Source organism: Marinobacter similis (assembly GCF_000830985.1).
In the GTDB taxonomy this organism is placed as follows: domain Bacteria; phylum Pseudomonadota; class Gammaproteobacteria; order Pseudomonadales; family Oleiphilaceae; genus Marinobacter; species Marinobacter similis.
The window spans coordinates 2,274,174-2,286,528 of record NZ_CP007151.1; the positions used below are offsets into that span (position 1 = coordinate 2,274,174).

Sequence of the window (12,355 nt, forward strand, 5' to 3'; positions counted from 1 at the left end):
ACGAGTCAGACCACAAGCACAGGGCACTTGGCGTTGGACGCCACCCGATGGGAGACGCTGCCGAGCAGAATGCCGTCTTTGTCGCTGTGAGTACCTTGGTACCCACAACGATCAGGTCGCTTCCTTGTCCTGAGCGAACTTGATGATCACTTTTGACGGACGGCCGCCTTTGACAAAGCCCCGTACCTTGGTGGCGCCGTGCGACTTTGCCAGATCTTTGGCGTGGTTGACCACCTCTTTGGCGTATTCCGAGAGCACTTTATCGGGGATGTCCATGCCCGGAGGCCTGCCAATCGACAGCGAAGCCTCGAACAGGCTGTGGTGCTTGTACACGCACAGCAGGTAGATCTCGGCATCGGTTAGCTGCTGCAGTTCAATGGCCTTGTCCATGGCCTTGAGGGATGTCTTGGAGCCATCAACGGCGACCAGGATCCTTTTGAACATGGTTCTCTCCTTAAGCCTCAGGGCCGGTTACGGGTCAGTCCCTGAAGCAACGTCACGCAGGAACAGGGCAATGTCGGGGAACGCGATGATCAACCCGGCGGCTGCCACCAGGATGAAAATGAACGGTGGCGTGCCACGGATAACCTCCAGATACGGCCGCTTAAAGATGGCGATCGCAGTGAATATGTCACAGCCAAACGGCGGCGTCGCCGAGCCTATGGCCACCTGCAGGGTGATAAGCACGCCTACCAATACCGGATCCAGTCCCGTGGATTGAATGGCCGGCGCAAAGATGGGCGTCAGTACCAGAATGACCACGATCGGATCGACGAACATACAGGCAATGAAGAACGCCACGCAGATTGCGACCAAGACGCCGACCGGACCGGCCTCGTTAACGCCCACTGCTTCCAGAATAGCTTGCGGAATCTGGGCAAACGAAATGATCCATGAAAAGCCGTTGCCCACGGCCACCAGAATAAACACCACTGCGGTGATCAGGCCGGTGGACTTGGCAATGCGGTAGATATCCGTCAGTTTCAGCTCCCGGAACACCACGAACTCCAGCAGGAAGGCGTAGAGCACGCACACCGCAGCGGCCTCGGTCGGGCTGAAAATGCCGCCGTAGATACCACCGACGATGATCACCGGGAAAAACAGTGGCCACAGGGCGTCGCGGACCGACACTGCGCGCTGGCCCCAAGAGGCTTTTTCCTCTGTGGGCACGTTGTTCTTATAGGCGTAGATCAGGCAGTAGATGGAAAACATGAACAGGATCAGGACGCCGGGGCCAATACCGGCAATGAACAGCTCGGCAATGGAGGTTCCCGAGATAACCCCGTAAATGATCATGCCAATGCTGGGCGGGATCAGGAAGGCAATGTCACTGGCGTTGATGATCAGGGCCAGGGTAAACGGGTCTGAGTAGCCGGCTTTCAGCATTTTCGGACGGAGCGGCGAGCCAACGGCGACCACGGTAGCCTGGGTGGACCCGGAAACGGCACCAAAAAGGGTGCAAGACGTTGCGGTGCTGATCGCTAGCCCGCCTTTGAAGTGGCCAATGAAGGCCATAACCATATTGATCAACCGGTCGGCCGACTGGCCTCGGGTCATGATGTCAGCAGCCAGGATGAACATGGGCACGGCAATCAGCGAGGCCGGCCGGATTCCCCCCATCATCTGCTGGATAAAGGTGCCCATCTGGCCAAAGCCATCGAACATCGTTACAAAGCCGAACACCGCGGCGGCGATCAGCGGAACCATCATCGGGAAGCCGAGCAGCAACAACCCGATCATGATCAACATCATTGTAGTTGCCATGTTTTTCTATCCTTACCTGGTATCAGCTGCGTGGTTCATACTTCTGATTCGGTATCGCTGTAGCCATCAACCACCCCGGTTGAGAGATACACGTCTTTGCTGGTCAAGTTTTTGACAGCAGTGAGAAAGTACTGAATGCCGGTTATGGCAAAGCCGACGGGTGCCCAGACATAGATCCACCAGATTTCGAAACCGAGCGCCGGCAGGATCCGGCCGCGACTGTAGAGAGTCTCGACGTAACCGAATGAGTGATAACACAGGAAAAACATCACCACGGAGGTGAAGAGGGCAATGAAGATCATCAGGACCTTGCGGCCTTTGGCGGGGAAGGCGTCGTAGACCGCGGACATACGGATGTGGCGACCATGGCGTGCGGCGTAGCCGATACCGGCAAAGGTGATCAGGATGATGAGGATCCGGTTAATCTCACCGGAGAAGAACAACCCTTCGCCGAAGACAAAACGGGCAATGACGTTTACGCAGGTGTTAATGGCCATCAGGATGACCCCAACCGCCAGCATTACCGCTTCAATCTTACTGATCCAGACATCGATGGTTCCCAGAAACCCGGGCAGGCCCGATTCGTAGCTGCCTGTATCGTCCTCTAAATCCGGGGAGTTCTCGGACATGGGTTCTGCTCCAGAACATGCTGCGCCCGGCCGGTAGGCTGCCCCCGGCGGCGCGGGGTTAAGAGACTGGCCCACCGGCTGGCGCCGGCGGGCCGTGGTGCATCAGAAATGATGCGGGTCAGATTACTTGCTCTGAACTTCTTTCAGGTCTTCCTTGAACTGGTTCAGCAGCTCTTTGCCGCTTTCGCCGGTCATTTCGATGTACTTTTGCTCAACCTGAGGAGCGCGATCCTTGAATGCCTTGATCTGCTCGTCGTTCAGACGGGTCACAGTAACGTCATCAGAGGCCTTCTGGATTTTGGCCAGTGCTTCGTCGGCCAGACCATCGATGTGCTTGATGATTTCTTCGAAGGCGTAATCAGAGGCCATCTGCACCAGCTCTTTGTCCTGCGGTGCCAGGTCCTCGTAGAAGCTCTTGTTCGCCATCATGGCGGTGGTGAACCAGCCGTGGCTGGTAAAGACCAGGTTCGGAGATACTTCATACAGACCGCCGGACTCGATCCAGAAAATCGGGTTTTCCTGACCCTGAATCATGTTGGTCTGCAGGGCACCGTACACTTCACCCCAGGGCAGCGGAGTCGGGGTGGCACCAAAGGCGCTGTAGGTTTCCGACAGCAGCGGGTTGGTCATAACCCGGATCTTCTTGTTGTTGAAGTCCTCAGGCTTGGTCACCGGCTCGTCTACGGTCACGACCATCTCGCCTTCCGGGTACATCTTCAGCAGCTCAAGACCTTTTTCTGCATACAGCTCGGGGAAGTCTTCGTTGATCGCTTCACTTTCACGGAAGAAGGTGATGACCGTGTCCATGTCTGTGGGCATCAGATAAGGGATAAAGAAAATCTGTGCTTCGGGAATCAGCGCGCCGGTGAAACCAGGGGACTGGTTAACAAAGTTAAGAATGCCGGCCTGAGTCTGCTCCATGATGTCGTCAGACTCGCCGAGCTCGCCGAAGCGATAGATCTGCAGGGTGTGCTCGGAGTTGTTCTCGATGTATTCCTTGAATTTATAAGCGAACACGTCCTGAACGTCGCCCTCATATTCCTCGTGCGCATAGCGCCAGTTGGCGGCGTTAACAGAGTTGGCGGCGGTCATGGCCGCAAAAGCGAACGCGGAAATTCCAGCCAGTTTCTTCAGTTTACTTATGCTGCTCATCGGGTTTTCTCCGTCCATTTTATTAACGAAACTTATCATTCCATCAATAAAGACTGGCAAAACAACGACGTTTTCGCAAGGAAACTACCAAAACAATAATTTCAAGCCATAATTTTGAACTGATATTGCAAGTGCATGAAATTAGTCTTTATTCAGGTCAGCGCGGCAAAGTTCAAGAAACAGCCGGAACTCCGAGACCACGCGATCGACGCTGTTTTCGAGCCGATGGCCATCGGGCAGCACCAGCGCCGGCAGTGCCTGTTCCCGCGCCAGCTCAAGCACCGGCATAACCGGCACCACGTCGTCGTCCCAGCCGTGAATGATCTGGCAGTGGCGGGCCTGAATCCGTGGGCTTGATTGCGGGTAGCCAGTCATGGCCAGCGCGGGGGCCAGCAGGAAACAACCCAGCACCGGTGAATCCGCGCTGGTTTGAGCGCACACCCAGCCGCCCATGCTGGATCCCGCTAACACCGTTCGTGCCGGATCGGCGCCGGCCTCGGCCATGGCAGCCGCCATTTGCTCAAGCCGGGTGGCCGGCACCTTGGTGCTGCGATGGTCGACTGCGATGGCGGTTACCCCGGGAAAACTCTCGGCAACGGCTTTCATGGCCTGAATTTTGGTGCCACCGGGGCCACTTTCCAGGCCGTGGGATAGCAGTACGTGCAGGTCAGGCATTGTCTTGGTCCTTGCTCTGGTTGGGTTTGTTGGAGACTTGTCTGGAAAGTTGTCTGGAAAGTTGTTTGGAAGATTGCTGGGCTGGTTGCTGATCACGGGCAATCTAGTGGCAGAAGCCGGGCCTGTCCAGCTGGGGGAGGCGTGATTGGAACCGTTTTCGGGCCCCGTTCGTAAAACCGGTAGGTAACGAGGGGGAATACACGATGATCAGAGTAACGATCGGGCTTTTGCTCACTATCCTGGTGACGCCCGCAATCCAGGCCTCTGAGCCGGAAGCAGCCGCATGTCCGGCCTTTCTGGACCACGACCTGCGCAAGCTCCATTCTACCGATGCAGTGAATCTTTGTGACCTGGCAGCAGGCAAGCCTATGCTGGTTGTGAATACCGCCAGCCATTGTGGTTACACCGGGCAGTTCGGGGGCTTGCAGGCGATCCACGATCAATACCGTGATCAGGGGCTAGTCGTAGTTGGTTTTGCCAGCAACGACTTCCGGCAGGAAGCTTCCAGCGAGAAAGAAGCGGCGTCGGTGTGCTACAAGAATTTTGGTGTCGAGTTCACCATGATCGCGCCCGGCCCGGTGACCGGGGCGGACGCCACGCCGTTATTTGCGTACATCAACGAGCAAAGCACGCCACCCCAGTGGAACTTCTCGAAATACCTGGTCGACCGCAATGGCCAGGTGCTTGAGGCCTTCCCAAGCTGGGTTGGACCGTCTGACCCGAAGTTGATTCGGGCCATCGAGTCGGTGCTCTAGCGCGATCAGGTCCGGGTTTGGGCCAAAATATCGAGGGCGCGACGACGGTGGGCCGGATCGTAGATGTCGATGGTGAACATCAGCTCGTCCACCTCCACGCCGGCCAACAGGTTATCAAGCTGGCGGTTCAGGTCGTTGGCATCGCCCATCATTTGTAGCGAGAGGAAATCCTGAACGCTGGCTTTCTCGCCGGCGTTCCAGAGCCCGTTCATGGACTCGACTGGCGGACGCATCCACAGCGGCTGCCCCCGGAACAGAGAGAGGATGCGCTGGTAGCTGGTGGTCGCCAGGAACTTCGCTTCCGACATGGAGTCGGCGGGAACGGCGGGAACCGCGAGCATGGCGTAGGGCCGATCCAGTCGTTCAGAGGGCTGGAAGTTATCCCGGTAGACACGCAGCGCCTCGCGATACAGTCGCGGCGCAAAGTGACCGGCGAAGGCATAGGGAAGGCCGCGCATAGCCGCCAGCTGGGCACTGTAGAGACTTGAACCCAAGAGCCAGATCGGCACCTCGGTGCCCGCCCCGGGAATGGCCTTCACCGCCTGGCCCGGATGCAGCGGCCCCAACAGCTCCTGGAGCCGGGCCACATCTTCTGGAAATTGTTCCGCACCGAGGCCATCCCGGCGTAAAGCCTGAGCGGTAACAGGGTCAGTGCCGGGTGCCCGACCCAGGCCCAGATCAATGCGCCCCGGATAAAGGCTTTCCAGGGTTCCGAACTGTTCAGCAATGACCAATGGCGGGTGATTCGGCAGCATGACGCCGCCAGAGCCGACCCGGATCTGGTTGGTTTTGCCGGCGATGTGGCCAATCAGAACCGACGTGGCGGAGCTACTGATGCCCTCCATATTGTGGTGCTCGGCCAGCCAGAAGCGCTGGAACCCCAGAGCCTCCGCATGCTGGGCATAAGCGACGCTGTTGGCCAGGGTGGTACCAACAGAATCGCCTTCGCGTACCGAGGCGAGTTCAAGCAGGGAGTAGTCAGGTCGGGTGGGCATGGGGCTCCAGCAACATTCGTTTGTGAGACGGAAATCATGGTGCCGAAGTGGCAGGGTTTCAACCCGCCTGCGGGCATTCCCCCGATAGCTGGGTTACCATGCGCGCCCGTGCTTCATGCTTTTTGCTGTGGTGATCCCATGCGCCTGATCCTGAGCCGAAAAGGCTTCGATTCCTCCGCCGGAGGCTGCCCGAGCCCAGTGCTGCCGGATGGCTCCCTGTGTGTGCTGCCGATACCCGATGCCCAATCCCGAATCCGTTACGACGACGTGCGCTTTGGCGAGCGTCGGCTGGGCAAGCTGGCCCGGGATCTGAGTGGCGGCCGGGTTCGGGGCGGCGACGGCGCTCACCTCGATCCAGATGTGCTGGCGGAGGCGTATCCCCGTGCAAAAGGCTGGCGCCCCGTGCTTGGCCAGACTGGTGCTGCCCAGGGTCACCTGCGCAACCAGGGTGTGACGGCCGGAGACCTGTTTCTGTTCTTCGGGGTGTTTCGTCACGCCGAACTCTGGCGTCGGCGCTGGCGTTTTGTGCCCGGCACCCGGCCATTTCATGCGCTCTGGGGCTGGCTGCATATTGGCGAAGTGGTGACTGTTGACGAGATGTCGGAGCAGGACTTGCCCTGGGCCCGGTATCATCCGCATTTGCACGGTGAGCCGGATCCCGGCAACACCCTGTACCTGGCTTCGGACGGCTTGAAAATGCCGGGTCTGAGCCAGGACGTGCCCGGTGCAGGTGCATTCACTCTGCTGGATGCGCCCAAGGTTTTGAGTGACCCTGAAGGCCGGTTACCGACCCAGTGGCGCCTACCCGCCGCTTTTTATCCTGGCAATGATCGGCCGCCCTTGAGCTACCACACCAAGGCGGACCGCTGGCGGCTGGATGCGCCCTGGTGTTACCTGCAGTGCGCGGCCCGGGGCCAGGAGTTTGTTCTGGATCTGGCAGCGTATCCCGAACTGAATCCCTGGCTGGCGTCGTTGCTCAGAACTGGTCATGGCTGGGCCCTGCGCAATTGACGTGATTGATCCATAATTTGGTATTACCCCTAAGATAGCAGGGCATCAGGCTAACTTGTTGGCCGCATGGAACGATCAAAAAAGGACAACAACAATGGCGGACAGCTTTTTGCAAGCCGTGGCTGAACAGCTTAAAAAGAACCTCGGAGATTCCCTACAAGCCCTGGGCGCCGGAGAGGTGAACTGGACCGACCTGGGGGTGGGGGTGATCAGCCAGTTGCTGATTCTGATGGTCTACCTCGGCCTGTACGCGGGTATCTACTTCGTGGTGATGGCGGCGCTGAAGGCGGTGCTGGGGCAAAAACGAGGCGACAGTCAAACGTTCGCGCACGTCCGAACCGGCCTGCGTTATCTGGTCGGACTTGGTTTCCTGCTGACCGTGCTGGCTCAGTTTGGCGCCACCCCCGAATTGCTTAAGTCTGTCGCTAAAGCCGGTTTTATCGCCCTCGGCTTCTACGTCGGCTGGCTGGTGCTGGGCAGAGTCATTGTTGAATCCATGCAGCGTGCCCATCTTGATCCGTCCATCCGTCAGCTGGTGGATAACCTGTTTTCGGTGCTGCTGGTTGCTTTCGGGGCGGTCACAGTGCTGGCGCAGTTTGGCTTTGATGTCCTATCCATCGTCGCCGGCCTGGGTATTGTCGGTATCGCGGTGGGCTTTGCTGCACAATCCACCTTGTCGAACTTCATTGCCGGGGTGACCTTGCTGATCGAACGGCCGTTTCGGATCGGGGATTGGGTTACGATCAATGGCCAGGACGGCAAGGTGGTGAAAATTGCCCTGCGCACCACCTGGTTGCGGACCCGGGACAACATCTTCACGATGATTCCGAACGATAGCGTAGCCTCGTCCGAGATCGTCAATTTCAGCACCGAGGGCGCCATCCGGCTGAATCTTTCGGTCGGTATCGCCTACAAAGAGAAGGCAGAGGCGGCCCGCCAGATCATCATGCCGATACTGGAACAGCACCCGGAGGTGCTGCAGGTTACCGACATGATGCCCAAGGTGATGTTGTCGAATCTGGGTGACTCTTCGATTGATCTTACCGTTCAGGCCTGGATCGGCCCGGATAATCTCGATGTACAGCCCAGTATCAAGGCGGAGTTGCTTGAGCAGATTAAAGACGCTCTCGACCACGCCGGCATAGAAATTCCGTTCCCGCATCTGCAGCTGTTCATTGACGATGCGAAAGGCCTCAAACCGGTCATGGAACCGCTCTACCCGAAACTGGCAGGACAGTAATACCGGCTCGGATACCTCTTTCGTCAATCCCGGAGGATGACTAAGTGCAGCAACATGCGTTCTATGAAGACAACACCACGCTTGCCCAATACCTGGAATTCAATTACGGCGAGCAATGGCATGGTGAGCCGAACTTTCCAAAGGAATTAGCGGACGCGGCCCTGGATGCCATGGACGGTCGTCCCCTGGGGCGGGCACTGGACATTGGCTGTGCCTGCGGCCGCAGCAGCTTTGAGCTGGCCAGGAAATTTGATCATGTCGACGGCATCGACTTTTCAGCCAATTTCATTCGCAAATGCAGGGAGATGGCTGCGGACAAACAGGTTTGCTACGCCCGGCCGGAGGAAGGTGAGCTGGTGAGTTATCACGAACGCACCCTGGCGTCCCTGGGGTTGGAGCAAACTACGGAACGGGTGGCGTTTCACGAGGGCGATGCCTGTGCGCTCGACCCTTCGTTCGCGGGTTATGACCTGATTCTGGCAGGCAATCTGATCGACCGGCTTTATAAGCCTGCGGACTTTCTCACTACCGTTCACGAACGGATCAACGAAGGCGGGTTGCTCGCCATTGCCTCGCCGTACACCTGGATGGAGGAATACACGCCCAAGGCTTCATGGGTGGGTGGTTTCATGAAGGACGGTAAGGAGTACACCACGCTGGACGGTTTGAAAGACATGCTGGCGCCGCATTTCCGCCTGCTCGGTGAGCCGCGCAGCCTGCCATTCGTAATCCGGGAGACCCGGAACAAGTTCCAGCACAGCTTTTCGGAGTTTTCGGTGTGGCAAAAAGTCAGCACCTGACCGGCACGGCATTGGTCGGCGCATCGACGAAAGCGAGTTGTCATCAAAACGTCACTGTATGGGGCTATTGTTAAGCCTCATCAGGACGATTTGCACTGGTGTTGTTCATCGTGTGAATGCTTGAACCGGGGCTTCTGCCCCGGTTTTTTTATGCCCGCCTATTTGAGCCCAAAGCCTTTGCCTTGCAGGAAGCCCTGCATATGCGGCCGCAGCTTGGTGGTGAACAAGGGTTTCAGTTGCTCTGACCAGTTGGTGTCTTTGTTACCACCACTGCGTTCCCGGTAATACTCATTCATGGTGCTGTCGAACCCTGACACCTGCTCCTCCTCTTGGTCGTCCCGGTAGTAGTCTTCCATCAGGATGCTTTCCACCGGCAGCCGCGGCTTAACCTCGGGGTTCTGATCTGGGTAGCCCAGACACATGCCGAATACCGGGTACACATCCTCTGGCAGGCGCAGCAGGCTGCTGACTTCGGCCGGGTTGTTGCGGATGCCGCCGATGTAGCACAGCCCCAGTCCCTCGGATTCAGCGGCCACGGCGACATTCTGTGCCATCAGGGCGGTGTCGACACTCGCTACGACAAGCTGTTCTGTTGTGCCCCGCACTACCTCAGCGCCTGCGCGCTCGGCCGCGTTGGTGGAACGCTTCATGTCGGCGCAGAACACCAGGAAATCAGAGCAGTCGGCAATGTAGGCCTGCCCACCGGCCAGCTCGGCGATAGCCTGCCGGTTTTCCGGATTGGTGACGTGGATTACGGAGTAGGCCTGAACGTGATTCGACGTGGCAGCGCACTGGCCGGCGCGAATCAGCTCGTGCAGAAGCTCGAGGGGGATTTTCTGCTCGGTGAATTTGCGAATCGAGCGATGGGACTGCAGAAGTTCGATGGTGGCGTTCATGGCGATCCAGTGTCGGTGAGTAAGGAACGGTGACAATAACGATACCAATCGCTACAAAGCAACCTATCGAAAGGTCTGTGGCAGCTGCTATTGTCCCATGAGGCCACTCCCGCCGTCGTCCAGCCTTACACATCAGAGCCCCATGGAACTGAATATTCATCTGCCCACACTGCTGTTGTTATCGGTCACTATCAATCTGATGGTGGGTGGACTGCTGTGGCTGGTTTATCGGTTGCGAGATCGGCAAACCTGTTTTCGGCTTTGGACGCTTGCCTGTGTGACCTTCGTTGCTGGCAGTGTGCTGGCTGGCGCACGCACTGTCGTAGACGCGCCCTTCGTGACGGTGTTGGCGGCGCACCTGTGCCTGGGCCTGTCGCCCTGGTTGGTTCTTGCAGGCATTCACAACCTGCTGGGTATGCCTCTGGCAGGCGGCGGCAGGTTGTCGCGAATACTGTTTGCCTGTGGCGTGCTCTACGTTGCGGGTCTGTTGGTGTCTTACGCGGGGGATGCTCTGGTCCCTCGCTTGCTAACGGCGCTTTGGTCCGCGCTTGTTTTCAGTGTTGCGATCTATCGCCTGGCCAGCTGCGCACGCACGCCCAGGCTGCCATTCCAAATACTTCAGACCATCTTTGGTATTCACGGCATCCTGATGATGCTGCAGGTTCTTGTAATAAGCACCAGTAAATGGGATCTGGTTGGCCTCGACGTGGATGCCGTGCTCACGCTGATTCTGACCCATCATCTGATGCTGGCAACGGCCACTGTTATGGCGCTGCCGCTGCTGGCGTTCACCCAGGCGGAGCGCAGTCTGAAACTGCTGGCGGAGCGGGACGAACTCACGCAGCTGCTAAACCGGCGGGCTTTTCTGCAGCAAGGCATCGCCGCGTTCGAGCAGGCTCGTGCACAACGAAACACGCTCACGGTGCTGATGATCGACCTGGATTATTTTAAAGAGATTAACGACCGGTGGGGCCATGAGATAGGCGACAGCGTTTTGAGCTTCGTCGCAAAAATCATGAGCGAGGAGTTGCGTGATGGCGACATTATCGGTCGAATCGGTGGTGAGGAATTTTCTGCTGTTCTGAACACCGGCAGTTACAAGGAAGTGGAGGCTGTTACCGAACGCCTGCTGCGGAAAATAGCCGAGCGCGGGCGCTGGCTGGATGGGCGCGCCTTGAACCTATCGGCCAGCATTGGTGGGGTCGCGATGTCGCCACAAACCCAAAGTTTCAATGACATGATGCGGCTGGCGGATTCGGCGATGTACCAGGCAAAAGACAAAGGCAGAAACCGGTCGAGTTTGCTCCGGTGTCAGGCTGAGTGTCGCGCTTGGTGTGCGACGGTAGCTCGCCAAACAAGTGCTTGTAGTCGGATGCAAACTGACTCAGGTGGTAGAAGCCATTGAAGGCCGCAGCATCTGAGACAGAGACGGTGTTTGGGCCACTCAGCATGCGCTTCACCCGGTTCAGTCGGCTGACACGAAGAAACTGGGATGGACTGATTCCCAGAATGCTCTCGAAACTGTACTGCAGTGTGCGTCGGCTGACACACCCGATTTCACACAGTTCCGCCATCGTCGCTGGCATCTCTCTGGCGGACTCCACATAAGCCCTGATTTTGTTGACCACGTTCTGTCGATGGTTATGGCTGGGCGCGACTGAGGTGTTTGGCTTTTCAACATCCATGACTTCCAACAAAGCCATGATCAGGAGATCCCGGTGGATGTGGCTATCCACAGGGCCGGCGTCGACGATTCGGGTCATCAGGTACCGCAGGTGTTGAAGGGTCTTGAGCGGAAGCTTCAGGCGCGGAGAGTTGTCCATGTCCAGCGATCTGATGGCCACCCCCTGGGCTTGGGCGTGCCCCAATAGTTCATGTTTTCCAACCACAATGCCGAGCATATCGAATTGGTCCTGAGTGACCAGTTCGAACGGCTGGCTCCCTGGACGACACAGAATATCCGTGCGCTCCAGTTTCTGGCCGTTTATGCGGCACTTCTCCCGATTGGCAGGAATGCCAAACCAGATGGCATTTGGCCGCACCATGCACTGCTGGTGCAGGGTGCGGCTGCTGTGCTCTCGATAAACCTGCATGGTGCCTAAGCGGAGTTCGTCAATGCGGCCATAAAAGCGCCCGGCCCCCACCTGATCATAAGTCTGGTTCCAGTCGGTCAGGTTGCTGGCCAGTTCATTGACGTCGTCGGATTCGTAAGCGCACCGCTCTGGTGCGTTTTTTGGAGTGTCATGGTGCATGTTGACTCCCAGGTGCTGATTTTCCAAGGGTTTTGCCTCTATTAGCGCTTCCTGCGAGCTGAGGTTTTTCCTTGTTTTCAGGCCACTTGCGGCCCTGCCAAGGTTTGCCGATTTCCGATAACCGGTTTTTTGTGCACCGGCTACAGTGGAGTTAAGAGCAATATCCATACCTTTCAGCGCCGGCCG

At 57.7% G+C, this 12,355-nt stretch carries 13 protein-coding genes and 1 pseudogene; 5 read left to right on the forward strand and 9 right to left on the reverse strand.

What is annotated here, in order from left to right; genetic code table 11:
• Nucleotides 1-5: 5 nt before the first annotated feature.
• The 6 genes from AU14_RS23835 to AU14_RS10560 form a co-directional block, all read right to left on the reverse strand.
• Nucleotides 6-71: a universal stress protein gene (locus AU14_RS23835; protein WP_407942852.1), complete on the reverse strand. Its 66-nt coding sequence runs from the start codon at nt 69-71 to the stop codon at nt 6-8.
• A gap of 40 nt (nt 72-111) precedes the next feature.
• A complete protein-coding gene (locus AU14_RS10540; protein ID WP_269079035.1) occupies nt 112-444 on the reverse strand; it encodes a universal stress protein in 333 nt (110 codons plus the stop codon).
• A 27-nt stretch (nt 445-471) separates the two neighbouring features.
• Complete coding sequence (locus AU14_RS10545; RefSeq protein ID WP_041340709.1) at nt 472-1,764, reverse strand: TRAP transporter large permease; 1,293 nt, start codon at nt 1,762-1,764, stop codon at nt 472-474.
• Nucleotides 1,765-1,799: 35 nt separating this feature from the next.
• Nucleotides 1,800-2,393, reverse strand: coding sequence for a TRAP transporter small permease (locus tag AU14_RS10550; RefSeq protein ID WP_041340711.1), 594 nt, complete (start codon nt 2,391-2,393; stop codon nt 1,800-1,802).
• A 123-nt stretch (nt 2,394-2,516) separates the two neighbouring features.
• Complete coding sequence (locus AU14_RS10555; RefSeq protein ID WP_041340713.1) at nt 2,517-3,545, reverse strand: TRAP transporter substrate-binding protein; 1,029 nt, start codon at nt 3,543-3,545, stop codon at nt 2,517-2,519.
• 141 nt (nt 3,546-3,686) lie between these two features.
• Nucleotides 3,687-4,220 (reverse strand): YqiA/YcfP family alpha/beta fold hydrolase, encoded by a 534-nt coding sequence (locus AU14_RS10560; RefSeq protein WP_041340715.1) that lies wholly within the window; start codon nt 4,218-4,220, stop codon nt 3,687-3,689.
• A gap of 203 nt (nt 4,221-4,423) precedes the next feature.
• Here AU14_RS10560 and AU14_RS10565 point away from each other — a divergent pair, with 203 nt between their 5' ends.
• Complete coding sequence (locus AU14_RS10565) at nt 4,424-4,975, forward strand: glutathione peroxidase (protein WP_041340716.1); 552 nt, start codon at nt 4,424-4,426, stop codon at nt 4,973-4,975.
• Between the two features lie 5 nt (nt 4,976-4,980).
• Here the strand turns inward: AU14_RS10565 and AU14_RS10570 are convergent, their stop codons facing one another.
• Nucleotides 4,981-5,970 carry an LLM class flavin-dependent oxidoreductase gene (locus AU14_RS10570; protein WP_041340718.1) on the reverse strand — a complete coding sequence of 330 codons (990 nt, stop codon included), beginning with the start codon at nt 5,968-5,970 and terminating at the stop codon, nt 4,981-4,983.
• 138 nt (nt 5,971-6,108) lie between these two features.
• On the opposite strand from AU14_RS10570, the gene AU14_RS10575 reads away from it, so the two are divergent.
• The 3 genes from AU14_RS10575 (at nt 6,109) to AU14_RS10585 (ending at nt 9,021) form a co-directional block, all read left to right on the forward strand.
• A complete protein-coding gene (locus AU14_RS10575) occupies nt 6,109-6,981 on the forward strand; it encodes an Nmad3 family putative nucleotide modification protein (protein WP_041340719.1) in 873 nt (290 codons plus the stop codon).
• Between the two features lie 94 nt (nt 6,982-7,075).
• Entirely contained in the window at nt 7,076-8,221 is a 1,146-nt protein-coding gene (locus AU14_RS10580; protein ID WP_041340721.1) for a mechanosensitive ion channel family protein, read from the forward strand.
• Nucleotides 8,222-8,265: 44 nt separating this feature from the next.
• Complete coding sequence (locus tag AU14_RS10585) at nt 8,266-9,021, forward strand: putative 4-mercaptohistidine N1-methyltransferase (RefSeq protein ID WP_041340723.1); 756 nt, start codon at nt 8,266-8,268, stop codon at nt 9,019-9,021.
• A 158-nt stretch (nt 9,022-9,179) separates the two neighbouring features.
• Here the strand turns inward: AU14_RS10585 and nfsA are convergent, their stop codons facing one another.
• Nucleotides 9,180-9,917: an oxygen-insensitive NADPH nitroreductase gene (gene nfsA / locus AU14_RS10590; protein WP_041340724.1), complete on the reverse strand. Its 738-nt coding sequence runs from the start codon at nt 9,915-9,917 to the stop codon at nt 9,180-9,182.
• A 142-nt stretch (nt 9,918-10,059) separates the two neighbouring features.
• Here nfsA and AU14_RS10595 point away from each other — a divergent pair, with 142 nt between their 5' ends.
• Nucleotides 10,060-11,322 carry a GGDEF domain-containing protein gene (locus AU14_RS10595; RefSeq protein WP_094191198.1) on the forward strand — a complete coding sequence of 421 codons (1,263 nt, stop codon included), beginning with the start codon at nt 10,060-10,062 and terminating at the stop codon, nt 11,320-11,322.
• On the opposite strand, the pseudogene AU14_RS23335 reads toward AU14_RS10595, so the two are convergent.
• Nucleotides 11,303-12,337: pseudogene (locus tag AU14_RS23335) on the reverse strand (helix-turn-helix domain-containing protein); the annotation flags it as partial. The gene AU14_RS10595 and the pseudogene AU14_RS23335 sit on opposite strands and share 20 nt — an antisense overlap.
• Nucleotides 12,338-12,355 lie beyond the last annotated feature (18 nt).